Source organism: Mesorhizobium sp. WSM3864 (assembly GCF_002294955.1).
GTDB lineage: Bacteria > Pseudomonadota > Alphaproteobacteria > Rhizobiales > Rhizobiaceae > Mesorhizobium.
On the sequence record NZ_NSGD01000004.1, the window covers coordinates 160,487 to 184,605 of the forward strand.

Consider the following 24,119-nt stretch of genomic DNA (forward strand, 5'->3'; position numbering starts at 1 on the left):
TAGCTTTCTGCTCCCGTTCACGGGGAAGTAGATGGCGGCAGACAGACGAGGGACAGCGCCAGCGTGCAAGGAAATGCCAAGCCGACCGAAGAGGGGCGCCGCCCTTCATCCGCCCGTCGGGCGCCTTCTCCCCGTGACCGGGGAGAAGGGGAAGATATTGCCATCATCGGCGGCGGCATCATCGGCATTTGCGCCGCCACCTTGCTCGCGGAGGCGGGACGCAGCGTCACCATTTTCGATCGGACGGGCATTTGCGAGGAGACGAGCTCCGGCAACGCTGCCGCCTTCGCCTTCTCCGACGTGCTGCCGCTGGCGCATAAGGGGATGATCAGGCAGTTGCCGAAATGGCTTGCCGATCCGCTGGGGCCTCTTGCCATCCCGCCGGCCTATCTGCCTAAACTTCTTCCCTGGCTGTTCCGCTTCTGGCGCGCGGGCGCCGCCAGGCACTTCGAGGCGAGCCTTGCGGCGCAGGCCGGCATGATGAAGCTCGCCGAAGCCGAATGGATGGGTTTGCTCGACCGCTCCGGCACGCGGCCGATGCTGCATGAGGACGGCTCGCTCGAACTCTACGAAAGCGAGGCCGAGTTCCGCGCCTTGCTGTCCGGCTGGAGGGCGCGCGAACGTTTCGGCATAGGCTTCCGCCATGTCGAGGGTGAGGGGATGGCGGCGCTGCAGCCGGGTCTTTCGCCGCGCTTCGTCAAGGGCACCTTCGTGCCCGGGTGGAAGACAGTCGCCGATCCGAAACTGCTCGGCAAGGCGATCTGGGCCCATGCGGAGCGGCTCGGCGCCCGCTTCGAGCACGCGCGCGTCGAGCGTATCGGGACCGGAACAAACGGCGTCACGCTTATGCTTGCGGACGGCGCGGCCCGAAAGGCGAAGCAGCTCGTGATCGCCGCCGGCGCCTGGTCGCATCTGCTGGCCAAAGATCTCGGCGACCGCATCCCGCTGGAGACGGAGCGCGGCTACAACACCACGCTGCCGGTGTCGGCCTTCGACGTGAAGCGGCAGCTGATCTTTTCCGGGCACGGCTTCGTCATCACGCCGCTGGAAACCGGCTTGCGCGTCGGCGGCGCCGTCGAGCTCGGAGGCATCGAACGAGCGCCTAATTTCGCGCGCTCGAAGGCGATGCTGGAAAAAGCCAAGCGTTTCCTGCCCGGGCTCGATCCGTCGGGCGGCCGCGAGTGGATGGGCTTTCGGCCATCGCTGCCGGATTCGCTGCCGGTCATCGGCCGGGCGCGGGCGCCGAACATCGTCTACGCTTTCGGCCACGGCCATCTCGGCCTGACCCAGGCGGCAGCGACCGGCCGCTTGATCCGAGATCTCCTTCTCGGGCAGGCGCCGCCGCTCGATCTCACTCCTTTCCGCCCGAACCGGTTCTGACAATTCGCCAGAATTCTGATATTTCAGGGAGCCATCATGGCCAAGATATCCTTCTTCTGCATCGACGGCCACACCTGCGGCAATCCGGTGAGGCTGGTTGCCGGCGGCGGCCCGCTGCTGGAAGGCGCGACGATGATGGAACGGCGGGCGCATTTCCTCGCCGAATATGACTGGATCCGGACCGGGCTGATGTTCGAGCCGCGCGGTCATGACGTGATGTCGGGCTCGATCCTCTATCCGCCGACGCGCGAGGACTGCGATATCGCGATCCTCTTCATCGAAACCTCGGGCTGTCTGCCGATGTGCGGCCACGGCACCATCGGCACCGTGACGATGGCGATCGAGCATGGGCTGGTGAAGCCGAAGACGCCGGGCGTGCTCAGGCTCGACACGCCGGCCGGCCTGGTCGTCGCAGAATACAAACAGGTCGGCGAATATGTCGAGGAGGTGCGGATCACCAACGTGCCGTCCTTCCTCTACGCCGAAGGGCTGTCGGTGGAGTGCCCGGTGCTTGGCGAGATCAGCGTCGACGTCGCTTATGGCGGCAATTTCTATGCCATCGTCGAGCCGCAGGAGAACTACCGCGACATGGCCGATCATTCGGCCGCCGACCTCATCGCCTGGAGCCCGGTGGTGCGCCAGCGCCTGAACGAGAAATACTCGTTCGTGCATCCGGAGAACCCGGGCATCAACCGGCTGTCGCACATGCTGTGGACCGGCAAGCCGAGAGATGCCGAGGCCGATGCCCGCAATGCCGTGTTCTATGGCGACAAGGCGATCGACCGCTCGCCTTGCGGCACCGGCACCTCGGCGCGCATGGCGCAGCTCCACGCCAAGGGCAGGCTCGAGGTTGGCGACAGTTTTGTCCATGAGTCGATCATCGGCTCGCTGTTCAAGGGCAGGGTCGAAAAGGAGGTCAGCGTTGCCGGCAAACCAGCCATCATCCCCTCGATCGGCGGCTGGGCGCGCATGACCGGACTGAACACCATCTTCATCGACGACCGCGATCCGTTCGCGCACGGGTTCATCGTCACCTGATCGCTCCCGTTCGGCGCGTCAGGCCGCCTCGTCGTTCGTCGAAACCTGACTACCGAACCAATCGGCAAAGGTGATTTCGGCCGCCGTTCGCCTCGCCGTCACATGACCGTCACACCGGGCAGAATCCTGACTTGGCGGAGTGCGCGGGACGGCAAAATCGAGCGCTGCCGTTGACGCAAGGAATCTTCTCATCAATTTATTTTGACGGCGATTTCTTCGAAACGACGCGCATGATACGGCTGAATCGTCAAAGACATTGCGTTGTGCCAATGATAGGGTCCGCGATAGTCCAGGGGCCGGGTGCGAAAAAGCGGGCAATCGGGCAGCGTGCTTCCAAACCACGCTCGGCGCTTGAAAAATCACGTTGCAATCCGGGCTTGAAACTTTACGACTAGGGGCAATACGAAAAGGAATGCGTCCTCGAAGGCGACATTCCAGGGGAGCCGCTTGAATATGCAGTATTTCGTCCAGCAGCTTATCAACGGGCTGACGCTGGGATCTATCTACGGGCTGATCGCGATCGGCTACACGATGGTCTACGGCATCATCGGCATGATCAATTTCGCCCATGGCGATATCTTCATGGTGGGCGCCTTCACGGCCCTCATCGTCTTCCTGATCCTCGGCGCGATGTTCTATTCGGTGCCGGTGGTGGTGGCGCTCCTGATCATGATGATCGTGGGCATGCTGCTCACCAGTCTTTACAACTGGACGATCGAGAAGGTGGCCTACAGGCCGCTGCGCGGATCGTTCCGGCTCGCGCCGCTGATCACCGCCATCGGCATGTCGATCGCCCTGTCCAACTTCGTGCAGGTCACGCAAGGGCCGCGCAACAAGCCGATCCCGCCGCTGGTCAGCCAGGTCTATACTATCGACGGCATCAGCGTCTCGCTGAAGCAGATCATCATCGTGCTCGTCACTGCCGTGCTGCTGGCGATCTTCTGGTATCTCGTCAACAGGACGGCATTGGGGCGGGCGCAGCGCGCCTGCGAGCAGGACCGCAAGATGGCGGCGCTGCTTGGCGTCGACGTCGACCGCACAATCTCCATCACCTTCATCATGGGCGCAGCGCTTGCCGCGGTCGCCGGGACGCTTTTCTTGATGTATTATGGCGTGGTGGTCTTCTCAGACGGTTTCGTGCCGGGCGTGAAGGCCTTCACGGCGGCGGTGCTTGGCGGCATCGGCTCGCTGCCGGGCGCAGTGCTCGGCGGGCTTTTGATCGGCTTCATCGAGAGCATGTGGTCGGCCTATTTCTCGATCGACTACAAGGACGTCGCGGCCTTCTCGATCCTGGCGATCGTGCTCATCTTCCTGCCCTCCGGCATCCTGGGCCGGCCTGAAGTCGAAAAGGTCTGATCCTCATGGCCGTTACCGTTTCTCCGGAGCGCGACGTCGTCGCTACTCCCATCCAGCGCGCGTTCCGCGAAGCGCTCTACGCCGGCGCCATCGCGCTCGGCCTGTTCGTGCTGTTCATCGGTCTCAGGACCGATCAGAACATCAACAACGAGCTGATCCTGGTGCAGCGTTGGGGCTTGCTCGCCCTGGTGGTCCTCGCCGTTGTCGTCGGGCGCTTCCTCTATGTTGCCTATGCGGTTCCGGCGCTCGAACGATCAAGGGCTGAAAGGGCCAAGGCGCCTGCGATCGCCGTGGAGCCCGGCTTCGTGCGGCGAAACTTCAACAAGATCGGCGCCACGGTGCTGATCCTCTATCCAGTGGCGATGGTGCTTCTGTTCGGCTTCCAGGGCTCGCTGAAATGGGTCGACAATTTCGGCATCCAGATCCTGATTTATGTGATGCTGGCCTGGGGCCTCAACATCGTCATCGGGCTAGCCGGCCTGCTCGACCTCGGCTATGTCGCCTTTTACGCCGTCGGCGCCTATGCCTATGCGCTGCTCGGCACGCATTTTGGCCTGTCGTTCTGGATCCTGCTGCCTGCCGCCGGCGCCATGGCCGCCTTCTGGGGCGTCATGCTCGGCTTCCCGGTGTTGCGGCTGCGCGGCGACTATCTGGCGATCGTCACGCTCGCCTTCGGCGAGATCATCCGTCTGGTGCTGATCAACTGGCGTGAGGTGACCAACGGCTCGGCCGGCATTTCCGGCATCCCGAAGGTCTCCTTCTTCGGGCTGATGTCGTTCAACGTCTCGGACCCGAACTACATCGCCAAGGTGCTGGGCATCGCCCAGTCGGGCGCCTACTACAAGATCTTCCTCTATTATCTCATCCTGGCGCTCTGCTTCCTCACCGCCTTCGTCACCATCAGGCTGCGCCGCCTGCCGGTGGGCCGCGCCTGGGAAGCGCTGCGCGAGGACGAGATCGCCTGCCGCTCGCTCGGCATCAATACCACCACCACCAAGCTGACGGCGTTCGCCACCGGCGCCATGTTCGGCGGCTTCGCCGGCTCGTTCTTCGCCGCGCGCCAGGGCTTCGTCAGCCCGGAATCCTTCGTCTTCCTTGAATCGGCGATCATCCTGGCCATCGTAGTGCTCGGCGGCATGGGCTCGTTGGGCGGTATCGCGGTGGCGGCGCTGGTGATGATCGGCGGCACCGAGATCCTGCGCGAGCTGGGCTTCCTCAAGGTGGTGTTCGGTCCGGACTTCACGCCGGAGCTCTACCGCATGCTATTGTTCGGCGTTGCGATGGTGATCGTCATGCTGTGGAAGCCGCGCGGCTTCGTCGGCAGTCGAGAACCAACAGCCTTCCTCAAGGAGCGAAAAGCGGTCTCAGGCTCCTTCACCAAGGAGGGCCACGGCTGATGAACGCGCAAGTTTCCATGAACGACTTCATCCTGCAGGTCGAGCATCTGTCGATGAAGTTCGGCGGCCTGATCGCCATCGGCGACCTGTCGTTCCAGGCCAAGCGCGGCGAGATCACCGCACTGATCGGGCCGAACGGTGCCGGCAAGACGACCGTGTTCAATTGCATCACCGGCTTCTACAAACCGTCGGAGGGCATGATCACGCTCAGCCGGCGCGACGGCTCGAACTATCTGCTCGAGCGCCTGCCCAATCACGAGATCCCCGCGCGCGCCAAGGTGGCGCGCACATTCCAGAACATCCGCCTGTTCTCGGGCATGACGCTGCTGGAGAACCTCCTGGTCGCCCAGCACAACAAGCTGATGAAGGCCTCGGGCTACACCTTCCTCGGCCTGTTCGGCTTCTCCAGCTACCGGCAGGCCTCGGCTGAATCGATCGATCTCGCCAAGCACTGGCTGGAAAAGGCCAATCTCGTCGACCGCGCCGACGATCCGGCCGGCGACCTGCCCTATGGCGCGCAAAGGCGGCTGGAGATCGCGCGCGCCATGTGCACCGGGCCTGAGCTTTTGTGCCTCGACGAGCCGGCCGCCGGTCTCAATCCGAAGGAATCGGCCTCGCTCAATGAACTGTTGATGGACATCAAGGACAACACCGGCACGTCGATCCTGCTCATCGAGCACGACATGTCGGTGGTCATGCAGATCTCCGACCACGTCGTGGTGCTGGAGTACGGCCGCAAGATCTCCGACGGCAGCCCGCAGTCGGTCCGGACCGATCCGCGCGTGATTGCCGCGTATCTCGGCGTCGACGACGAGGAAGTGGAAGAGGTGCTGACCGAAGTCGGCGACGAGGATGTCATCGAGCAGCTGGATACCGGGCCTGATGCGGCGCACGGGCCGGGCAGTTCCGCCTCGATGATGGCGGGGCCGGTTTCCGACACTGTCGAACACGCGGACGAGGGCGAACGGGTCATGGTATCGAGAGGCGCCTCGAAAGCGGCTCAGGTCGATGCCAAAGCCAAAACGCCAAGAAAGTCGTCCGAGCGGGCCACGGGCAAGCCAGCCGCGAAATCCTCGACAGCCAAGCCGCGCGGAGGGCGTAAGTAATGGCCGGCACAACGCTGCTCGATATCAAGGGCGTGCAGACCTATTATGGCAACATCCGTGCGCTGAACGGTGTCGACGTCACCGTCAACCAAGGTGAGATCGTGGCGCTGATCGGGGCCAATGGCGCCGGCAAGTCGACGTTGATGATGACGATCTTCGGCGCGCCGCGTGCGCGCAGCGGCTCCATCACCTTTGCCGGCAACGACATCACGCAGTTGCCGACGCACGAGATCGCGCGGATGCGCATCGCCCAGTCGCCGGAGGGACGCCGCATCTTTCCGCGCATGACGGTGATGGAAAACCTGCAGATGGGCGCCAGCCTCGACAACCTCAAACATTTTGACGAGGATGCCGAGAAGGTTTTCGCGCTGTTCCCGCGGCTGAAGGAGCGCATCGGCCAGCGCGGCGGCACGCTCTCGGGCGGCGAGCAGCAGATGCTGTCGATCGGCCGTGCGCTGATGGCCCGGCCGAAGCTGCTTCTGCTCGACGAGCCGTCCCTGGGCCTCGCGCCGCTGATCGTCAAGCAGATCTTCGATGCCATCCGCGAATTGAACCGGACCCAGGGGCTGACCGTGTTCCTGGTCGAGCAGAACGCTTTCGGCGCGCTGAAGCTCGCCAATCGCGGCTACGTCATGGTCAACGGCAATGTGACGATGAGCGGCACCGGCAAGGAGCTGCTCGCCAATCCGGAAGTGCGCGCCGCCTATCTCGAAGGCGGCCACCACTGAGTTCAGGAGACTTCATCATGCAGGGCATTCTCTACGAGGAAGCCTCGATCTGGCAGTTCCTGTTCGTCACCTGCCTGCTCGGCGGATGGGCGGCGTGGATGACCGGCAAGGCGAGCGCGCAGACCTGGCGCAGCTTCTTTCAGCTGTTCCTCTATATGCTCGGACTCGGGATCGGCATAAGGTTCATCCACCACGCGCTGTTCGACGGCACGATGTTTTCGCTGCATTACTATATCGTCGACACCATCGTGCTGATGATACTGGGCTTCCTTGGTTATCAATACACGCGCACGAACCAGATGGTCACGCAGTATAATTGGCTCTACGAAAGAGCCTCCTTATTGAGCTGGAAACCAAAGGGTTGACGTTCATGATCAACGCCGTTCCGGGGAATGAATTTGGCGTGACAAGTGCCTGAAAATCGGCATTCTATGCTTTCTGCGATAAGGGTGGGCATCGCATGAAAGTATCATCCACGCCCACTCCGTAAATGGGAGCGTTTCAATGAAAAAATCACTCTTGTCCGCCGTGGCGCTGACCGCGTTCATCGCGTTCAGCGGCAGCGCGTGGGCTGACATTCTGATCGGCGTCGCCGGTCCGATCACCGGTCCGAACGCGGCCTTCGGCGCGCAGCTGCAGAAGGGCGCCGAACAGGCGGTCGCCGACATCAACGCGGCCGGCGGAGTCCTCGGCCAGCAGCTTAAGCTGAGCGTGGGTGACGACGTGTCGGATCCGAAGCAGGGCATCTCGGTCGCCAACAAGTTTGTCGCCGACGGCATCAAGTTCGTCGATGGCCACTTCAATTCAGGCGTCTCAATTCCTGCGTCGGAAGTCTATGCCGAGAATGGCATCCTCGAAATCACGCCCGCCGCGACCAATCCCAAGTTCACCGAACGCGGCATGTGGAATACGTTCCGCACCTGCGGACGCGACGACCAGCAGGGCAAGGTTGCCGGCGACTATGTCGCCAAGAACTTCAAGGACGCCAAGATCGCGCTCATCCATGACAAGACCCCTTATGGCCAGGGCCTTGCCGACGAAACCAAGAAGGCGCTCAACGCCAATGGCGTCAACGAAGCCATGTATGAAGGAATCAATGTCGGCGACAAGGACTTCTCGGCGCTCATCGCCAAGATGAAGGAAGCCGGTATCTCCGTCGTCTACTATGGCGGCCTGCATACGGAAGCCGGCCTCATCATCCGCCAGCTCGCCGACCAGGGCCTCAAGGCCCAGTTCATGTCGGGCGACGGCATCGTGTCGAACGAGCTCGCCTCGATCGCCGGCGACGCCGTCCAAGGCACGCTGATGACGTTCGCGCCGGATCCGCGCAAGAACCCGAACGCCAAGGAGCTCGTGGAGAAGTTCCGCGCTGCCGGTTTCGAACCGGAGGCCTACACGCTCTACTCCTACGCCGCGATCCAGATCATCGCTGCGGCCATCACGAAGACCGGCTCCGCCGACGATGCGCAGAAAGTCGCCGAGACGATCAAGTCGGGCGGCCCCTGGAAGACCGCCATCGGCGACATTGGGTATGACTCCAAGGGCGACATCACCCGCCCGGACTACGTCATGTACACCTGGAAGAAGGGCGAAGACGGCAAGTACTCCTACTTCGAGCAATAAGCCGGCAAAGAAGAGCCGACTTTCCGAGATGCCCGGCGCTGAGCGCCGGGCATTTTTTGTTGGCCGGGCATCCAGCATGCCATCCTGTCCCCGCCAAGTCCGACGGCGTTTGTCGTCCACGCGCTCGAGGCCATTGCGAAGGTTTGGCGCAAACAAACGATTTAAATCGATTGAAGTGTCGCGCTATTTTGTTTGCGCTGCAGCATTTTCAAGCTAATCATTGCGCCGGTTCACCTCACCTTCCGCTACTGGAGCCCAGTCCTTGGCAATCACGAAGATCCTCGTCGCCAACCGGTCCGAAATCGCCATCCGCGTCTTTCGCGCGGCCAACGAACTAGGCCTCAAAACCGTGGCGATCTGGGCGGAAGAGGACAAATATTCGCTGCACCGCTTCAAGGCCGACGAAAGCTACCAGGTCGGGCGCGGTCCGCATCTCACCAAGGACATGGGTCCGATCGAAAGCTATCTGTCGATCGACGAGGTGATCCGCGTCGCGCGCCTCTCGGGTGCCGATGCGATCCACCCCGGCTACGGCCTGTTGTCGGAAAGCCCCGAATTCGCCGAGGCCTGCGCTGCCGCTGGCATCACCTTCATCGGGCCGAAGCCCGAGACGATGCGCCGGCTCGGCAACAAGGTGGCGGCGCGCAACCTGGCGATCGAGGTCGGCGTGCCGGTCGTGCCCGCCACCGATCCGCTGCCCGACGATATGGACGAGGTGAAAAAGCTCGCCGCGGAAATAGGCTATCCGGTGATGCTCAAGGCCTCGTGGGGTGGCGGCGGCCGCGGCATGCGCGCCATCCGCGCTGAAGCCGACCTCGCGCGCGAAGTCATGGAAGGCAAGCGCGAGGCGAAGGCCGCCTTCGGCAAGGACGAGGTCTATCTCGAAAAGCTGATCGAGCGCGCCCGCCATGTCGAGGTGCAGGTGCTGGGCGACACGCAGCGCAATGCCGTGCATCTGTTCGAGCGCGACTGTTCGATCCAGCGCCGCAACCAGAAGGTCGTCGAACGTGCGCCGGCTCCCTACCTCAGCGAGAAACTGCGCGAGGAACTCTGCGGCTACGCGCTGAAGATCGCGCGCGAGACCAGCTATATCGGCGCCGGCACCGTCGAGTTCCTGCAGGACGCCGACACCGGCAAGTTCTATTTCATCGAGGTCAACCCGCGCATCCAGGTCGAGCATACGGTCACCGAGATGGTGACCGGCATCGATATCGTAAAGGCGCAAATCCACATCCTCGACGGCTTCGCCATCGGCACGCCGGAATCCGGCGTGCCGGCGCAGAAGGACATCAAGCTCAACGGCCACGCCCTGCAGTGCCGCATCACCACCGAGGACCCGGAACACAATTTCATCCCCGATTACGGGCGCATCACCGCATATCGCGGCGCCACCGGCTTCGGCATCCGCCTCGACGGCGGCACCGCCTATTCGGGCGCGGTCATAACCCGGTTCTACGATCCGCTGCTCGAAAAGGTGACGGCCTGGGCGCCGACGCCGGCCGAGACGATCGCGCGCATGAACCGGGCATTGCGCGAGTTCCGCATCCGCGGCGTCGCCACCAATCTCACCTTCCTCGAAGCGATCATCAACCACCCGAGCTTCGCCGACAATTCCTACACCACCAAGTTCATCGACACGACGCCGGAGCTGTTCGAGCAGGTCAAGCGGCAGGACCGCGCCACCAAGCTGCTCAACTATCTCGCCGACGTCAGTGTCAACGGCCACCCCGAGACGCGCGGACGGCCAATGCCGAAGGCGGATGCGGCGGCGCCTGTGGTGCCCTATCTCAACGGCAAGGTGCCGGACGGCAGCAAGCAGCGGCTCGACGCGCTTGGGCCTCAGAAGTTCGCGGCATGGATGCGCGAGCAAGCCCAGGTGCTCGTTACCGACACGACGATGCGCGACGGACACCAGTCGCTGCTCGCCACCCGCATGCGCACCTACGACATCGCCGGCATCGCCGGCACCTATGCGCGGGCGCTGCCGCAACTGCTCTCACTGGAATGCTGGGGCGGCGCCACTTTCGACGTCGCCATGCGCTTCCTCACCGAGGATCCGTGGGAGCGTCTGAGCAGAGTGCGCGAGGCAGCCCCCAATCTTCTGCTGCAGATGCTTCTGCGCGGCGCCAACGGCGTCGGCTACACCAACTATCCCGACAATGTCGTGCAGCATTTCGTCAAACAGGCAGCCGCCGGCGGCGTCGACCTGTTCCGCGTCTTCGACTGCTTGAACTGGGTCGAGAACATGCGGGTCGCGATGGACGCGGTGGGTGCCGAGGGCAAGCTGATCGAAGCGGCGATGTGCTACACCGGCGACATACTCGATCCGGCGCGCGCCAAATACGACCTGAAATATTATGTCGGGCTGGCGAAGGAACTGGAAGCGGCCGGCGCGCATATCATCGCCGTCAAGGACATGGCGGGCCTGTTGAAGCCCTCGGCGGCGCGCGTGCTGTTCAAGGCGCTGCGCGAAGAGACCGACCTGCCGATCCATTTCCACACGCATGATACCTCCGGCCTGTCGGCGGCGACGGTGCTGGCGGCGGTCGAGACCGGCGTCGACGCCATCGACGCGGCGATGGATTCGTTCTCCGGCAACACCTCGCAGCCTTGCCTCGGCTCGATCGTCGAGGCGCTCAAGGGCACCGAGCGCGACCCCGGCCTCGACCCGCAGTGGATCCGCCACATCTCGTTCTACTGGGAAGCGGTTCGCAACCAATACGCCGCCTTTGAAAGCGACCTCAAGGGACCGGCCTCGGAAGTCTATCTGCACGAGATGCCGGGCGGCCAGTTCACCAATCTCAAGGAACAGGCGCGCTCGCTTGGGCTCGAAACGCGCTGGCACGAGGTGGCGCAGGCCTATCACGACGTCAATCTGATGTTCGGCGACATCGTCAAGGTGACGCCGTCGTCGAAAGTGGTCGGCGACATGGCGCTGATGATGGTGAGCCAGGACCTCACAGTCGCCGATGTCGAGAACCCGGCGAAGGACATCGCCTTCCCGGATTCGGTCGTCTCGATGCTGCGCGGCGATCTCGGCCAGTCGCCGGGCGGTTGGCCGCAAGCGCTGCAGAAGAAGGCGCTGAAGGGCGAAAAGCCGATCACCGTCCGGCCGGGCTCGCTGCTCAAGCCGGCGAACCTCAAGGCCAGCCGCAAGGAGATCGAGGAGAAGCTCGAGCGCAAGCTCACCGAGTTCGAATTCGCCTCCTGGCTGATGTATCCGAAAGTCTTCACCGACTTCGCCGCCGCTCAGGAGACCTATGGCCCGGTCAGCGTGCTGCCGACGCCGACCTATTTCTACGGCATGAAGTCGGAAGACGAGATCTTCGTCGACATCGAGAAGGGCAAGACCCTGGTGATACGCTGCCAGGCGTTCGGTGACGTCGACGAAAAAGGCATGGTCACCGTCTTCTTCGAGCTCAACGGCCAGCCGCGTCGCGTGAAGGTGCCGGACCGCGCGCATGGCGCTTCGGCCGCCAAGGCGCGGCGCAAGGCCGAGCCGGGCAACGAGGCGCATGTCGGGGCGCCGATGCCGGGCGTGGTGTCGGCTCTTGCCGTGATGCCAGGCCAGGCGGTCAAGGCGGGCGACGTGCTGCTCTCGATCGAGGCGATGAAGATGGAGACCGCGTTGCACGCCGAGCGCGACGGCGTGGTGGCAGAGGTGCTGGTCAAGGCCGGCGACCAGATCGATGCGAAGGATTTGCTCATCGCCTTTGGCTGAATGTGCTGATCTTCAGGTGAGGCCGGCCTGCAAACGCCGGCTTCCTGGGGTTCCGGCCTTCGCCGCCGAAGCACTCACCAGGCACGTCGCAGTTAAGGCTACGGCCAGCTTAGGCCCGTGCCCACGTACTCCAAGCACGCTCGGCTCCGGTTCTCGGAACAACCGTTCTCGCCCGCTTCGCGCCCGTCTTCGACTCCGGCTCGGCCTGACCAGAATCTCAGCACAGCCTGGGGTGCTCCAACCCTTCATGCCGCATCGATAATGTCTTGACCCGCCGCGCCTGCTCGGGCATCGAACCCGCTCCAATTTTGCCGGGCGGGAATCGCCGTGGCGCAAAAAAACGCGGAGAGAAAAAATGGCCGACGAGATCACCGAGACCAGCCAGACTGTAGCCGCCGGCCAGCTGCGCGCCATCATCGAGCGCATCGAGCGGCTCGAGGAAGAAAAGAAGACGATTTCCGACGACATCAAGGACGTCTATGGCGAGGCCAAGGGCACCGGCTTCGACACCAAGGCGATCCGCACCATCGTCCGGCTGCGCAAGAAGGATCAGGCCGAGCGCCAGGAGGAGGAGTCGATCCTCGATCTGTACAAGGCCGCGCTCGGCATGGTCTAAGCCTCGCGGCTAGAGCAGTTCAGCGTTTTGCTGGAATCGCTGAACTGCTCCAACCATTTGCTTTTGCGCAATTCCGGACGGAAACCGCTACACTTTCCTGGAATTGACTCTAGGGACGGCCATGAGTGAGTTCGACTTCGGCGGCCATCGCGCTTCGGAGTTCCGGCATCGCGGGTTCTGGGCGCTGTTCGCCGAACGGCACCCGGAAGAAAGGGCGCGGCTGGCGCGACGCGGGCCATGGTTCTGGCAGCGCGGAATGCCGGAGTTCGCCCTGGTGCTGTCCATGTATGTCGCGCCAAGCGAGAACGTGGTCGGCGTCTTCTTCGGCCGCAACGAGAAGCTCGGCGCGACGGAGGTCTGGACGCGGCTGATGCCATTCCAACCGGCGATCGAGGCGCGGCTGAAGCTCAGGCCGGAGCAGAGCGCGCAGAATCTCGGCATAAATTCGCAGTGGCGGGTCAACTGCTTTGCCGAGGACAATTGGCCGGCCATGGCCGACTGGCTGGCGACGGAATGCTCGCGCTTCGAGCAAGCCGTCACCCAAGTGCTGAGGCAGGAGTAGAGCACAGATGGTTGCCGGCTTCTTCCGCTCGCGCTGGCAAGGCATTGTGCCGCTCGACCGGCTGTTCTGGCGCGACATGCTGCTCGCCGGCACGGCGATCAACATCGCTTCGTCCGGGCTGGCGCTTGTCCTGCTTGGGCTGAAGCTGCCGCTCTGGCTGGTGCTCACGGTGCATTTCCTTCCCGCCCCCTACAACATCTTTCTCGCCCTTGCCGTCTGGCGGACGGCGGAAACGGCCGGCGGGTTCAAGGCGCAGTTGATGATGCTGGGCTCGGCGCTCTGGCTGATCGCGACGGTCGTCGTCTGAATCGAAAAAGGGCGGCCGAAGCCGCCCTTACAAAGCTACCACGAACTGGCTGTCAGGCCGCCGGCTCGAAGCGCAGCGACACGCCGTTGATGCAATAGCGCAGGCCGGTCGGCGGCGGACCGTCCTCGAAGACATGGCCGAGATGGCTGCCGCAACGCGAGCAGTGGCACTCGGTGCGGACCATGCCGTAGCTGCGGTCGACGGTGGTCTCGATCGAGCCCGGGACCGGATTGTTGAAGCTCGGCCAGCCGGTTCCGCTCTCGAACTTCAGCTTGGATTCGAACAGCGGCTGGTCGCAGCCGACGCAGAAGAAAGTGCCGGCGCGCTTCTCGTAGAGCAGGGCGCAACTGCCGGGACGCTCGGTGCCGTGGTTGCGCATGACGGCATACTGCTCCGGCGTCAGCCGGGCGCGCCACTCGGCATCGGTGCGGGTGACGGGATAGGCGTGGGTGTCCATGAAATCTCCTCGGCCTTGGCGGCTCGTTGTTGGTTGGCATGTCATGTTCGCACGAAGATAGGTGTTTGTTACACCACTGACCAGCGCTGGGACTGACATCGCAATCGCCGCTGGTCCGCGAATTACTGTCACACTCAATGCTTCCTCGATAGCTGCTTCGTTGCCGCTTCGAGCCCGGCAAGCGTCAGCGGGAACATGCGGCCGCCGAAGATGTCGCTGATCATCGCGATGGAATGGGTGTAGCGCCAGTTCTTCTCAGCCTCAGGGTTCAACCAGACCGCGTTCGGCCACTGCTGCAGCAGCCGACCGAGCCAGACGCCGCCGGCCTCCGGGTTCCAGTGCTCGACCGAGCCGCCGGGATGCGCAATTTCGTAAGGGCTCATCGAGGCGTCGCCGACCACGATCACCTTATAGTCCGGCCCATATTTGTGGATGAGGTCGAAGGTGGGGATCGTCTCGGCCAGGCGGCGGCGATTGTCCTTCCAGACGCGCTCGTAAAGACAGTTGTGGAAGTAGTAATACTCGAGCTGGCGGAATTCGGCGCGCGCGGCGGAGAACAGCTCCTCGACGGTTTTGACGTGACCATCCATCGAGCCGCCGACGTCGAAGAACATCAGGAGCTTCACCGCGTTGCGCCGCTCCGGCCGGGTTCTCACGTCCAGATAGCCGTGCTCGGCGGTGGCGTGGATGGTGCCGGGCAGGTCGAACTCTTCCTCGGCGCCCTCGCGCACCCAGCGCCGCAGCCGCTTCAGCGCCACCTTGATGTTGCGGGTGCCGAGCTCGATCGCGTCGTCGAAGTTCTTGAACTCGCGCTTGTCCCAGACTTTCACTGCGCGACGGTGGCGGCTTTCGTGCTGGCCGATGCGCACGCCTTCCGGATTGTAGCCATAGGCGCCGAAGGGCGAGGTGCCGCCGGTGCCGATCCATTTCGAGCCGCCCTGGTGCCGGCCCTTCTGCTCCTCCAGGCGCTGCTTCAGCGTCTCCATCAGCTTGTCGAAGCCGCCCAGCGCCTCGACCAGCTTCTTCTCCTCGTCGCTCAGGTGCTTTTCGGCGAGCCGGCGCAGCCATTCCTCGGGAATGTTGGCGACGTCGACAGCGTCCGGGCCGGCGAGCGCTTCGACGCCCTTGAAGACATGCGCGAACACCTGATCGAAACGGTCGATGTGGCGCTCGTCCTTCACCAGGGCCGAGCGCGCGAGGTAGTAAAAACCCTCGACGTCGTAGTCGACCAGCCCAGCTTCCAGGCCTTCCAGCAGCGTCAGATACTCCCGGAGCGAAACGGGAACCCGCGCGGCTTTCAGTTCAAGGAAGAAGGGGATGAACATCGCCAGACGGCTATCTCTGCCCCTCGATCTTTTCACGCGCGGCACTCGCAATGAAGGCAGAGCGCGTCAGGCCCCGGCGGCTGGCTTCAGTATCGATCGCCGCAAGTAGACCCGCGTCCAATGACAGGTTTGCCCGGACTGACCGACCGGAGTCGATCAGCAGCGGGATCATGACGGCAGACTCGCCTGCGGCGCTATCGATCTCACCTGATCGTAACAAGTCCGCCACCGTTCGTGCTTCGGGTAACGAGACGTGCTTTGCCAACCGAGTTTCGGCCCATTCGCGTATCGCCGATGTTGCATCGGCAATCGCCTCCTCGGGGCTGGCGCCGCCGCCATGGCAGCCCGGGAGGTCGGGGACCCGGATTCCCCAGACATTATCTGCGCCGTCCAGAACTCCGATGTAATGCGTCATGCGATCAGGCCTCAAATCCATCCGGCGAGCTTGGCGATCGAGCGTGCAACGCCCGGAGATTGCTCGCGGTGCCGCGGCACGATGATGGTCACATCCGGTTTTCCCGGGTGCTCGTATTTGTCGTGCTTGCCGCCTCCGACGCTCGACCAGCCGTCGCGCAAAAGCCGCGCTATGATCTAGCGCGTGTTAGTCTCAATCAGCGGCACGGCGGCTTTCCAATGCGCAATATATTGCGCAGCTGGACCGGTTTCAACCGTTTCACAACAGATCGTACTCGATGAAGCCCGTGCGCCGCGCCACATGGTCGTACAGCCGGCGCGCGGTGGCGTTGGTCTCGTGCGTCATCCAGTAGACGTTCTTCACGCCGATCTTGCCGGCCTCGTCCTGCACCGCTTTGATCAACGCCGCGCCGATGCCCTTGCCGCGCACTTCGGGGTCGGCGAACAGATCCTGCAGATAGCAGGTGTTGACCTCGGACCAGCAGGAGCGGTGGTAGAGATAGTGGGTCACGCCGACGGCCTTGCCCTCAAGCGTGGCGATAAAGCCTTTCGGCTCGAACTCGCCAGGCGTGAACAGGCGCTTCCAGGTGACGTCGTAGACCTCGTCCGGCAGCTTGGTCTCGTAGAAGGTGAGGTAGGCGGTCCATAGCCGGCGCCAGTCGGAGCGGTCGGACTGGGCAAGCGGGCGGACGGTGATCTCGGACATGTTTTCCTCCAACGTTTTGGTCGGAAGCTGCGGCAACCGCCGCCTGTCGGCAACGGTCCACAGACGGACAAAGCGCTATTGCTGCCAAGCCTATTGCTGGCGCCTGGCCATGAAGGCCAAGCGTTCGAAGAGGTGCACGTCCTGCTCGTTCTTGAGCAGCGCCCCATGCAGCTTCGGCAACATATTCTTCGGATCGGCGCGCAGATCCTCCGGCGCGATGTCGTCGGCGACCAGCAGTCGGATCCAGTCGAGCGCTTCGGAGGTAGATGGTTTCTTCTTCAGCCCGGGCACGTCGCGGATCTCGTAGAACTGGGTAAGCGCGGCCCGCACGAGATTCTGCTTGATGCCGGGATAATGCACGTCGACGATCCGGTGCAGCGTCTCGATATCGGGGAAGCGGATGTAGTGGAAAAAGCAGCGGCGCAGAAAGGCGTCCGGCAGCTCCTTCTCGTTGTTGGAGGTGATGATGACGATCGGCCGAAATTCGGCGCGGATGGTCTCGCCGGTCTCGTAGACGAAGAACTCCATCCGGTCGAGTTCCTGCAGAAGATCGTTGGGGAATTCGATGTCGGCCTTGTCGATCTCGTCGATCAGGAGAACGACCTTTTTCGGTGCCGCGAAGGCGTCCCACAGCTTGCCGCGTTTGATGTAGTTCTTGATGTCGCTGAACCGGTCGTCGCCGAGCTGGCTGTCGCGCAGCCGCGAGACGGCGTCATACTCGTAGAGGCCCTGTTGCGCCTTGGTGGTCGATTTGACATTCCATTCGATGAGATCGAGGCCGAGCGCCGCCGCCACTTGACGGGCGAGTTCGGTCTTGCCGGTGCCCGGCTCGCCCTTGACCAGCAACGGTCGCTCCAGAGCGATCGCGGCGTTGACCGCCACCATCAAATCCTTATCGGCGACGTAAGCCGCGGTGCCTTCGAAACGCATTTCTTCTCCTGATCGTTGGGCCGCGACCCTAAGGACGCTGGCCAGGCTGTGCAAGGCATGGCAACGCCGCAAGGCTCATGACGCAGATTTGCGGCCGCTTGGAGCGGTGTCCTTCTGGCGCTCGGTCAACCATGGGCCTATATTGGTTTTGGCGGTCTGCGCTTCCCGGCAGGAGAAACTTATCCCCGGGGCCTTATCGATCCTTAGGGAGCTGTCCCTGGGAAGACCCGTGGGTTTTCTCACACGGCGCCCACCTACTTTGTAGGCACCCGGGATCGACCTCTCCACCGGTTGTGTGGATCGCCACTCTCCCGTTTTTGAATTTGATGCGGTAGAAGGCGTCGCTCCTGCAACTTCGTCCGGATACGACCTTTTCTAAGGTCTGCGCATGACCTCATCAAAAGACCTGAAAAAACAGCTTCGCAAGGAAGCTCTGGCGCGGCGGGATGCGCTGGACGAATTCTGGCGGGTCGAGATCGCGCTCGAAATGGCTGAGACGGCGCGTGACCAGATCGCTGTCGAACCGGGCCAGATCGTCTCCGGCTTCTGGCCGATGCGCTCCGAGGTCGATGTGCGGCCGCTGATGTTCGCGCTGCGCGAGAAAGGCGCCAGGCTTTGCCTGCCGGCGATCCTCGACAAGACAATCATCGTCTTCCGCGAGCTGGTGCGCGGCGCGCCAATGGTCGAGATGGGTTTCGGCACGGTCGGACCGCACGAGGAGGCCGAAGAGCTCGACCCCTCGCTCATGTTTGTTCCGCTCGCGGCGTTCGACGCGCGCGGCCACCGGATCGGCTACGGCGCCGGCTATTACGACCGGGCGATCGCCAGGCTGGCCGACAAAGGGCTGCCGCCGCGGCTGATCGGCATTGCGTTCGACTGCCAGGAGGTGGCGCAAGTGCCGGATGAGAACCATGACGTGATCATCCCGGAAATACTCACCGAGAGCGGGTTACGCCGGTTTACCGCCTCTTAGAATATTCCGATCCGCTTCGCGCGATTCCAATACCTATCCAACAGTATTCCTGCTATCCAATCCAAGTTGAGGTTAGCAAGGGGATTTGTCTTCATGCGATTCATCCTGATGCCGTTTGCTCTGATCGCGGCAGCACTGTTTGCGATGGGATTGCATATCACCGGAACCACCCTGTACCACCAAGCCGCCTGGGGGCAGACGGTCGCTACCGTGACGGATGTCAGTCCTTTCACTGAAATGCACAAAAATGGCCTCGCCATAGAGCGCATCAATGTCGCCCTCGCCTATGTGGTTGACGACGTGCCGATGACCTGGTCCGGAAAGGGAAACCTTGTCGGTCTCCACGAGGCGTCGATCGGCGACAAGGTGAAATTCTACTACGACCCTGGCGATCCATCGACCCTCGATACCGCCGGAATGAAGGGCTGGCGCGGCATGCTGTTGATCCTTGCAGGTACCGGCGGCTTCACCGTCTTCTACGTTTGGTTTTTCTGGCTGCGCGGACGGAGCGTGCGTTAGACGTCGCCTTCGGCTGCTAGGACGAGGCGGTGGTGCCGTATAAGACCATCATGTGATCATCCCGGAAATACTCACCGGGAGCGGGTTGCGCCGGTTCACGCCGCAATTGTAGAAAAGCGGTTGAGAAACGCATGATCTTTTGCGGAAAGTCATGCAGCTTTTGCTTGGCGGACTTTCGACGCGGGATCGTATGAGACTTCTCTTCCTCGGCGACATGGTTGGAAAAACTGGGCGCACGGCGGTGTGGGAACAGCTGCCGGGCTTGATATCCGACTTCAAGCTCGACTTCGTCATCGTCAATGGCGAGAACGCCGCCGGCGGCTTCGGCATCACCGAGGAGATTTTTCGCGAGACGCTCGCGGCGGGCGCGGATGTCGTCACCACCGGCAACCATGTCTGGGACCAGCGCGACGCGCTGGTCTTCGCGCCGCGCGAGGAGCGCTTCCTGCGCCCCTCCAATTTTCCCAAGGGCACGCCGGGGCGTGGTTCCGGCGTCTATATCGCCAGGAACGGCGCGCGGGTGCTGGTCGCCAACATCATGGGGCGCGTCTTCATGCATCCCGAGCTCGACGATCCGTTCCAGGCCGGCGAGCGCGAGCTTGCCGCCTGTCCGCTTGGCGAACAGGCCGACGCGGTAGTGATTGATTTCCATGCCGAGGCGACTTCGGAAAAGATGTGCTTCGCGCATTTCGTCGACGGCCGTGCCAGCCTTGTGGTCGGCACCCACACGCACCAGCCGACCGCCGATCATCAGATACTCAACGGCGGCACCGCCTATATTTCGGACGCCGGCATGTGCGGCGACTATGATTCCTCGCTTGGCATGGACAAGGAAGAGCCGCTCAACCGCTTCCTGTCGAAAGTGCCGAAAGGTCGTTTCGAGGCCGCGAATGGACCGGCGACGCTGTGCGGCGTCGGCGTGGAAATTTCCGACCGCACCGGGCTCGCCGAGAAGATCGCGCCGTTTCGCCGCGGGCCGAGACTCGAGGAAACCGCGCCGTCCTTCTGGTCATGATATTGATATGAGCACCGGTCGTACCTAACTGGCGACGAAACCCGCGAAAACTGCTCTAGATCGTAGAGGGGACGACCTCCATGCAGCTTGTCGAGTTCCTGGCGCCGCACTTTGCCTTTGTCTCCGATCCCACAGCCTGGATCGCGCTGCTGACGCTGGTGGTGCTGGAGGTGGTGCTCGGCATCGACAACCTGATCTTCATCTCGATCCTGACCAACAAGCTGCCGGAAGCGCAGCGCGCCCGCGCCCGCAAACTCGGCATCTCGGCGGCACTGGGCATGCGGCTGGTGCTGCTCGCCACGATCTCGATCATCGTGCAATTGACGACACCGGTGTTCACGGCGTTCGGGCATGGCTTTTCCTGGCGCGACCTGATCCTGATCGCCGGCGGCCTGTTCCTTGTCTGGAAGGCGACCAAGGAAATCCACCACACGGTCGATCCGCAGGATCATCAGGACTCGATGATGGGCGGCACACTGCAGATGAGCCTGGCCGGCGCGATCTTCCAAATCCTGCTGCTTGACCTCGTCTTCTCGATCGATTCCATCATCACCGCCGTCGGGATGACCGACGAGATCGCCATCATGTACATCGCTGTCATCGTGGCGGTGAGCGTGATGATGCTGGCGGCGACGCCGCTCGCCAACTTTATCGCCAAGAACCCCACAATCGTGATGCTGGCGCTCGGCTTCCTGCTGATGATCGGCATGACGCTGATTGCCGACGGCATGGGCTATCACGTGCCCAAGGGCTACATCTACGCCGCCATGGGTTTTTCCGCGCTGGTCGAGGGCCTCAACATGCTGGCGCGACGTCGAAAGAAGCAGCGGTCCGGCGGCGGGCATTAAGCTAGGGCAGGTTGATCTGCCAGGAAACGCCGAAGCGGTCGTTGAGCCAAGCGAAACGGCGGCTGAAGCCGTAATCGTCGGTCGGCATCAGAAACGCGCCGTCCTTGGCCAGCACCCCGACAATGCGATCGAGCTCCTCCTCGGAGGAACAGTCGACGAAGAGCGAGAACGACGGCGTGAAGGAGAAGGCGTGATGCACGGGGCTGTTGAAGACCATGACCTCCGTGCCGCCGATCACGACGCGGGCCAGCTTGAGCGTGCCTTCGGGTCCGTCCTCACCGGCGCCATAGCGTGTGACGTCGACAACGCGGCTTTCTGGAACGGTGTCGCAATAGAGGGTCATGGCCTCCTCGGCCTGACCTTCGAACATCAGGAACGGCGTTACCTTCACGGCCGGGCCTCCTCGCTCAAAGGGAGTCAAATATTGGTCTCGTTGGCCGGCTCGCCTTTCATCTCGGCGCGATAATAGCCGTCGCGCAAATTGATGCCGTATTCGAGATACGCCTTCATGCAGGCGAGCATCTGCGACCAGCCCTCGCAATTGAGGTAGGATTTCTTCAGTCCGACCTCGCCTTCGTGCCAGCCGGCCTCGGCGATGGTGACGAAGGTGCCGCCGTCGTCCAACGGCTCGAAATTCATCTCGATGCGTGTCTTGTAGGCCGGCTTGCCGTCAGTGTCGGCCGCGTCCCAGCGCAGCACGATGCGCCTATCCTTGATCACCTCGTCGACCTCGACCGGCACCGTCTTCCACCAGGTGACGGTGGTGCCGGCGACCAGCGGAGCGGAGGCGCCGCCAATGATGGTGAAATAGCCGCTGAGCTTCGTCGGGTTGACCACGGCGTCGAAGACTTCGGCGACCGGCTTGCCGATGCGTCCGGAAATCCTGAATCCAAGAGACATATCCACAGCTCCTTCCTTGCCTCGTGAAACAATATGTTATAGAAACATAACATGTCAAGCCAAACCTCGGACGATCGTGTTTTCAAGGCCTTGGCGCACTCGCGCCGGCGCGAGTTGCTCGACCGGCTCAAGGATCAGCCGCAGACCACCGGGGCGCTCTGCGAGGCTTTCCCGGACATGGATCGCTGCACGGTCATGATGCATCTGAAGGTGCTGGAAGAGGCCGATCTGGTCGTGGCTAGGCGCGAGGGGCGCGAGCGCTGGAACCATCTCAACGCGCTGCCGATCAGGCAGATCCACGACCGCTGGATCGGCCAATATGCGGGCCATGCGATCAGCATCCTCGACCGGCTGAAGTCGGATCTGGAGGGATGATGCCGCGCTGCAAGGGCAATCTCGGTCTGTCCGCCGTCAGGGTCGACGGTCCGGCTGGACGAATTGAGCCGATTTATCTATAAGCCGGCCATTCCGACAGAGAGCGCCGCGGGCCTTCGCAGGCACGCTTGCAGCGTTCTGAAATTTTGAATTCGAGCATTTGCCGATGCCGGGTGATCGCGCCCGGCCGAGAAATGCTCTAGCCGAACACGACAGGGGTGCCATGGCTGGCCATTCGCAGTTCAAGAACATCATGCACCGGAAAGGCCGCCAGGATGCGGTGCGGTCGAAAATGTTTTCCAAGCTGGCACGCGAAATCACCGTCGCCGCCAAGACCGGCACGCCGGACCCGGCGATGAACCCGCGGCTGCGCCTTGCGGTGCAGAACGCCAAGGCGGTGTCGATGCCGAAGGACAACATCCAGCGCGCCATCAACAAGGCCTCCGCCGGCGATGCCGAGAACTACGAGGCCGTGCGCTATGAGGGCTATGGCCCCGGCGGCGTGGCGCTGATCGTCGAGGTGCTGACCGACAACCGCAACCGCTCGGCGTCCAATGTGCGCGCCGCCTTCACCAAGGCCGGCGGGGCGCTCGGCGAAACCGGCTCGGTGTCGTTCATGTGGAACCGCGTCGGCGAGATCTATTACCCGGCTTCGGCCGGCAGCGCGGACAAGGTGATGGAAGCCGCGATCGAGGCCGGTGCTGACGACGTCGAGTCGGACGAGGAAGGCCACACCGTCTATTGCAGCTTCGAAAATCTCGGCGAGGTATCGAAGTCGCTCGAAGCCGCGCTCGGCGAAGCGGAGTCGGTGAAGCCGATCTGGCAGCCGCAGAACAACGTGCCGGTCGATGAAGAACGGGCGCAGTCGCTGATGAAGCTGGTCGCCACTCTTGAGGACGACGACGACGTGCAGAGCGTCTACGCCAATTTCGAGGTCGACGACGAAACCATGGCCAAGCTCAGCGCGGCCTGATCGGCTGACCGTATGAGCGGAACTCGATCCGACATGAGCGAGAAGCCGCTGCCCGCCGTCCGCATCACCTACTGCACGCAATGCCAGTGGCTGCTCAGAGCCGGCTGGATGGCACAGGAGCTGCTCTCGACCTTCGGCACCGATCTCGGCGAGGTGACGCTGGTGCCAGGCACCGGCGGCATCTTCACGATCTCCTGCAACGACCAGCTTATCTGGGAGCGCAAGCGCGACGGCGGTTTTCCGGACGCGGCGAAGCTCAAGCAACTGGTCCGGGATGTCATCGACCCGGAGCGCGATCTGGGACACGCCGACCGCAAGACGCACAAGAAGACGGACCCCGCCTGAGGTGGTGTTTTATCCGCTGGCCGCTCTCTTCAAATCAGCGCCAGGATGAAGCAGGCCATCGCCACGATCGCGGTGATGGTGCGGACGTGGTTCCACATCGCCCATTGGCGCAGATGGTTCGCCCACACGGCGGCGCCGTTGCTGCTGGCCGGGTCGACGGCGGCCAGGGCGTCGTTGAGCGGTACGTTGAACACCATGGTCACGATCGGGTTGCCGACGAGATAGATTACGGCGCCGGCAAGCAGCCAGTACGAGCCCGATTGGCTCCAGCCCATGATGACGGCGGCAATCAGCACCAGGCAGATGAGGCCGGTGCCGAAAAGCGCCGTCATGAAGGCGGGCGTAATTACGGTGATGTTGATCGAATTCATCGCTGCGATGCCGGCTGGGACGGGCAGCCTGGCAAGTGCTGCCATGACGAAATTGGAAAAGGCGAAGAAGCGCCGCCGACCACGCCAGAGCCGATCGCGGCAATGAAGGCGAGGGCGGGAAGAATTTTCATCAT

26 protein-coding genes, 1 other RNA gene and 2 pseudogenes are annotated in these 24,119 nt (G+C 62.8%); 20 read left to right on the top strand and 9 right to left on the bottom strand.

Going from position 1 to position 24,119, the window contains the following annotated elements; translation table 11 throughout:
- Nucleotides 1–63 precede the first annotated feature (63 nt).
- From CK215_RS11085 to CK215_RS11140, 12 genes and pseudogenes are all read left to right on the top strand, one after another.
- Complete coding sequence (locus tag CK215_RS11085) at nucleotides 64–1,380, top strand: FAD-dependent oxidoreductase (protein WP_095830962.1); 1,317 nt, start codon at nucleotides 64–66, stop codon at nucleotides 1,378–1,380.
- A 36-nt stretch (nucleotides 1,381–1,416) separates the two neighbouring features.
- Entirely contained in the window at nucleotides 1,417–2,418 is a 1,002-nt protein-coding gene (locus CK215_RS11090) for a 4-hydroxyproline epimerase (protein WP_095830963.1), read from the top strand.
- Between the two features lie 453 nt (nucleotides 2,419–2,871).
- Nucleotides 2,872–3,774: a branched-chain amino acid ABC transporter permease LivH gene (locus CK215_RS11095; protein ID WP_067001669.1), complete on the top strand. Its 903-nt coding sequence runs from the start codon at nucleotides 2,872–2,874 to the stop codon at nucleotides 3,772–3,774.
- Nucleotides 3,775–3,779: 5 nt separating this feature from the next.
- The gene (gene livM, locus CK215_RS11100; protein WP_067001672.1) at nucleotides 3,780–5,171 is read left to right on the top strand and encodes a high-affinity branched-chain amino acid ABC transporter permease LivM; all 1,392 of its coding nucleotides are present in this window, start codon (nucleotides 3,780–3,782) and stop codon (nucleotides 5,169–5,171) included.
- Nucleotides 5,171–6,244 (top strand): annotated as a pseudogene (locus CK215_RS11105) (ABC transporter ATP-binding protein); the annotation flags it as partial. The gene livM and the pseudogene CK215_RS11105, both read left to right, overlap by 1 nt.
- 32 nt (nucleotides 6,245–6,276) lie before the next feature.
- Entirely contained in the window at nucleotides 6,277–7,005 is a 729-nt protein-coding gene (locus tag CK215_RS11110; RefSeq protein WP_067001678.1) for an ABC transporter ATP-binding protein, read from the top strand.
- A 17-nt stretch (nucleotides 7,006–7,022) separates the two neighbouring features.
- Nucleotides 7,023–7,370 carry a DUF6867 family protein gene (locus tag CK215_RS11115; RefSeq protein ID WP_067001681.1) on the top strand — a complete coding sequence of 116 codons (348 nt, stop codon included), beginning with the start codon at nucleotides 7,023–7,025 and terminating at the stop codon, nucleotides 7,368–7,370.
- A 139-nt stretch (nucleotides 7,371–7,509) separates the two neighbouring features.
- Nucleotides 7,510–8,628, top strand: coding sequence for a branched-chain amino acid ABC transporter substrate-binding protein (locus CK215_RS11120; protein WP_067001684.1), 1,119 nt, complete (start codon nucleotides 7,510–7,512; stop codon nucleotides 8,626–8,628).
- A gap of 262 nt (nucleotides 8,629–8,890) precedes the next feature.
- Nucleotides 8,891–12,349 carry a pyruvate carboxylase gene (gene pyc, locus CK215_RS11125; protein ID WP_095830964.1) on the top strand — a complete coding sequence of 1,153 codons (3,459 nt, stop codon included), beginning with the start codon at nucleotides 8,891–8,893 and terminating at the stop codon, nucleotides 12,347–12,349.
- A gap of 355 nt (nucleotides 12,350–12,704) precedes the next feature.
- On the top strand, nucleotides 12,705–12,965 hold the full coding sequence (locus CK215_RS11130; protein ID WP_067001689.1) for a DUF2312 domain-containing protein: 261 nt from the start codon (nucleotides 12,705–12,707) through the stop codon (nucleotides 12,963–12,965).
- Nucleotides 12,966–13,086: 121 nt separating this feature from the next.
- Complete coding sequence (locus CK215_RS11135) at nucleotides 13,087–13,527, top strand: hypothetical protein (protein WP_067001692.1); 441 nt, start codon at nucleotides 13,087–13,089, stop codon at nucleotides 13,525–13,527.
- 7 nt (nucleotides 13,528–13,534) lie between these two features.
- Nucleotides 13,535–13,834 carry a hypothetical protein gene (locus CK215_RS11140; protein ID WP_082980670.1) on the top strand — a complete coding sequence of 100 codons (300 nt, stop codon included), beginning with the start codon at nucleotides 13,535–13,537 and terminating at the stop codon, nucleotides 13,832–13,834.
- Nucleotides 13,835–13,886: 52 nt separating this feature from the next.
- On the opposite strand, the gene msrB is transcribed toward CK215_RS11140, so the two are convergent.
- From msrB to CK215_RS11170, 6 genes are all read right to left on the bottom strand, one after another.
- Nucleotides 13,887–14,291 (bottom strand): peptide-methionine (R)-S-oxide reductase MsrB, encoded by a 405-nt coding sequence (msrB, locus tag CK215_RS11145; protein WP_095830965.1) that lies wholly within the window; start codon nucleotides 14,289–14,291, stop codon nucleotides 13,887–13,889.
- A gap of 134 nt (nucleotides 14,292–14,425) precedes the next feature.
- On the bottom strand, nucleotides 14,426–15,616 hold the full coding sequence (locus CK215_RS11150) for a VWA domain-containing protein (RefSeq protein ID WP_095830966.1): 1,191 nt from the start codon (nucleotides 15,614–15,616) through the stop codon (nucleotides 14,426–14,428).
- 10 nt (nucleotides 15,617–15,626) lie between these two features.
- The gene (locus CK215_RS11155; RefSeq protein WP_067002185.1) at nucleotides 15,627–16,031 is read right to left on the bottom strand and encodes a type II toxin-antitoxin system HicB family antitoxin; all 405 of its coding nucleotides are present in this window, start codon (nucleotides 16,029–16,031) and stop codon (nucleotides 15,627–15,629) included.
- 11 nt (nucleotides 16,032–16,042) lie between these two features.
- Nucleotides 16,043–16,207, bottom strand: coding sequence for a type II toxin-antitoxin system HicA family toxin (locus CK215_RS11160; protein ID WP_082953653.1), 165 nt, complete (start codon nucleotides 16,205–16,207; stop codon nucleotides 16,043–16,045).
- Nucleotides 16,208–16,289: 82 nt separating this feature from the next.
- Entirely contained in the window at nucleotides 16,290–16,736 is a 447-nt protein-coding gene (locus CK215_RS11165) for a GNAT family N-acetyltransferase (protein ID WP_095831119.1), read from the bottom strand.
- A 90-nt stretch (nucleotides 16,737–16,826) separates the two neighbouring features.
- Complete coding sequence (locus CK215_RS11170) at nucleotides 16,827–17,666, bottom strand: MoxR family ATPase (RefSeq protein ID WP_095782590.1); 840 nt, start codon at nucleotides 17,664–17,666, stop codon at nucleotides 16,827–16,829.
- Between the two features lie 150 nt (nucleotides 17,667–17,816).
- On the opposite strand from CK215_RS11170, the gene ssrS reads away from it, so the two are divergent.
- From ssrS to CK215_RS11195, 5 genes are all read left to right on the top strand, one after another.
- Nucleotides 17,817–17,972, top strand: a non-coding RNA gene (gene ssrS / locus CK215_RS11175) — 6S RNA.
- An 82-nt stretch (nucleotides 17,973–18,054) separates the two neighbouring features.
- Nucleotides 18,055–18,639: a 5-formyltetrahydrofolate cyclo-ligase gene (locus CK215_RS11180; protein ID WP_095830967.1), complete on the top strand. Its 585-nt coding sequence runs from the start codon at nucleotides 18,055–18,057 to the stop codon at nucleotides 18,637–18,639.
- Between the two features lie 93 nt (nucleotides 18,640–18,732).
- Nucleotides 18,733–19,158 (top strand): DUF3592 domain-containing protein, encoded by a 426-nt coding sequence (locus CK215_RS11185; RefSeq protein WP_095830968.1) that lies wholly within the window; start codon nucleotides 18,733–18,735, stop codon nucleotides 19,156–19,158.
- Nucleotides 19,159–19,348: 190 nt separating this feature from the next.
- Nucleotides 19,349–20,173 (top strand): YmdB family metallophosphoesterase, encoded by an 825-nt coding sequence (locus CK215_RS11190; protein WP_067319494.1) that lies wholly within the window; start codon nucleotides 19,349–19,351, stop codon nucleotides 20,171–20,173.
- An 80-nt stretch (nucleotides 20,174–20,253) separates the two neighbouring features.
- A complete protein-coding gene (locus CK215_RS11195; RefSeq protein ID WP_067001713.1) occupies nucleotides 20,254–21,021 on the top strand; it encodes a TerC family protein in 768 nt (255 codons plus the stop codon).
- A gap of 1 nt (nucleotide 21,022) precedes the next feature.
- Here CK215_RS11195 and CK215_RS11200 read toward each other — a convergent pair whose 3' ends face one another.
- Nucleotides 21,023–21,412, bottom strand: coding sequence for a VOC family protein (locus CK215_RS11200; RefSeq protein ID WP_280953075.1), 390 nt, complete (start codon nucleotides 21,410–21,412; stop codon nucleotides 21,023–21,025).
- A 26-nt stretch (nucleotides 21,413–21,438) separates the two neighbouring features.
- Nucleotides 21,439–21,921 carry an SRPBCC domain-containing protein gene (locus CK215_RS11205; protein ID WP_095830969.1) on the bottom strand — a complete coding sequence of 161 codons (483 nt, stop codon included), beginning with the start codon at nucleotides 21,919–21,921 and terminating at the stop codon, nucleotides 21,439–21,441.
- Between the two features lie 51 nt (nucleotides 21,922–21,972).
- Here CK215_RS11205 and CK215_RS11210 point away from each other — a divergent pair, with 51 nt between their 5' ends.
- From CK215_RS11210 to CK215_RS11220, 3 genes are all read left to right on the top strand, one after another.
- Complete coding sequence (locus CK215_RS11210; protein ID WP_095827532.1) at nucleotides 21,973–22,296, top strand: helix-turn-helix domain-containing protein; 324 nt, start codon at nucleotides 21,973–21,975, stop codon at nucleotides 22,294–22,296.
- Between the two features lie 223 nt (nucleotides 22,297–22,519).
- Nucleotides 22,520–23,269 carry a YebC/PmpR family DNA-binding transcriptional regulator gene (locus CK215_RS11215; protein ID WP_067001721.1) on the top strand — a complete coding sequence of 250 codons (750 nt, stop codon included), beginning with the start codon at nucleotides 22,520–22,522 and terminating at the stop codon, nucleotides 23,267–23,269.
- A gap of 33 nt (nucleotides 23,270–23,302) precedes the next feature.
- The gene (locus CK215_RS11220; RefSeq protein ID WP_095830970.1) at nucleotides 23,303–23,614 is read left to right on the top strand and encodes a SelT/SelW/SelH family protein; all 312 of its coding nucleotides are present in this window, start codon (nucleotides 23,303–23,305) and stop codon (nucleotides 23,612–23,614) included.
- Nucleotides 23,615–23,643: 29 nt separating this feature from the next.
- On the opposite strand, the pseudogene CK215_RS11225 reads toward CK215_RS11220, so the two are convergent.
- Nucleotides 23,644–24,119: pseudogene (locus CK215_RS11225) on the bottom strand (DUF1772 domain-containing protein).

Coding starts and splice junctions, on each gene's coding strand:
- CK215_RS11190 (WP_067319494.1), top strand. CDS start 19,349: ATGAGACTTCTCTTCCTCGGCGACATGGTTGGAAAAACTGGGCGCACG.
- msrB (WP_095830965.1), bottom strand. CDS start 14,291: ATGGACACCCACGCCTATCCCGTCACCCGCACCGATGCCGAGTGGCGC.
- CK215_RS11215 (WP_067001721.1), top strand. CDS start 22,520: ATGGCTGGCCATTCGCAGTTCAAGAACATCATGCACCGGAAAGGCCGC.
- CK215_RS11150 (WP_095830966.1), bottom strand. CDS start 15,616: ATGTTCATCCCCTTCTTCCTTGAACTGAAAGCCGCGCGGGTTCCCGTT.
- CK215_RS11090 (WP_095830963.1), top strand. CDS start 1,417: ATGGCCAAGATATCCTTCTTCTGCATCGACGGCCACACCTGCGGCAAT.
- CK215_RS11115 (WP_067001681.1), top strand. CDS start 7,023: ATGCAGGGCATTCTCTACGAGGAAGCCTCGATCTGGCAGTTCCTGTTC.
- CK215_RS11180 (WP_095830967.1), top strand. CDS start 18,055: ATGACCTCATCAAAAGACCTGAAAAAACAGCTTCGCAAGGAAGCTCTG.
- CK215_RS11135 (WP_067001692.1), top strand. CDS start 13,087: ATGAGTGAGTTCGACTTCGGCGGCCATCGCGCTTCGGAGTTCCGGCAT.
- CK215_RS11155 (WP_067002185.1), bottom strand. CDS start 16,031: ATGACGCATTACATCGGAGTTCTGGACGGCGCAGATAATGTCTGGGGA.
- CK215_RS11220 (WP_095830970.1), top strand. CDS start 23,303: ATGAGCGAGAAGCCGCTGCCCGCCGTCCGCATCACCTACTGCACGCAA.
- CK215_RS11185 (WP_095830968.1), top strand. CDS start 18,733: ATGCGATTCATCCTGATGCCGTTTGCTCTGATCGCGGCAGCACTGTTT.
- CK215_RS11110 (WP_067001678.1), top strand. CDS start 6,277: ATGGCCGGCACAACGCTGCTCGATATCAAGGGCGTGCAGACCTATTAT.
- CK215_RS11195 (WP_067001713.1), top strand. CDS start 20,254: ATGCAGCTTGTCGAGTTCCTGGCGCCGCACTTTGCCTTTGTCTCCGAT.
- CK215_RS11210 (WP_095827532.1), top strand. CDS start 21,973: ATGTCAAGCCAAACCTCGGACGATCGTGTTTTCAAGGCCTTGGCGCAC.
- CK215_RS11165 (WP_095831119.1), bottom strand. CDS start 16,736: ATGTCCGAGATCACCGTCCGCCCGCTTGCCCAGTCCGACCGCTCCGAC.
- CK215_RS11205 (WP_095830969.1), bottom strand. CDS start 21,921: ATGTCTCTTGGATTCAGGATTTCCGGACGCATCGGCAAGCCGGTCGCC.
- CK215_RS11095 (WP_067001669.1), top strand. CDS start 2,872: ATGCAGTATTTCGTCCAGCAGCTTATCAACGGGCTGACGCTGGGATCT.
- CK215_RS11170 (WP_095782590.1), bottom strand. CDS start 17,666: ATGCGTTTCGAAGGCACCGCGGCTTACGTCGCCGATAAGGATTTGATG.
- CK215_RS11130 (WP_067001689.1), top strand. CDS start 12,705: ATGGCCGACGAGATCACCGAGACCAGCCAGACTGTAGCCGCCGGCCAG.
- CK215_RS11120 (WP_067001684.1), top strand. CDS start 7,510: ATGAAAAAATCACTCTTGTCCGCCGTGGCGCTGACCGCGTTCATCGCG.
- livM (WP_067001672.1), top strand. CDS start 3,780: ATGGCCGTTACCGTTTCTCCGGAGCGCGACGTCGTCGCTACTCCCATC.
- CK215_RS11140 (WP_082980670.1), top strand. CDS start 13,535: ATGGTTGCCGGCTTCTTCCGCTCGCGCTGGCAAGGCATTGTGCCGCTC.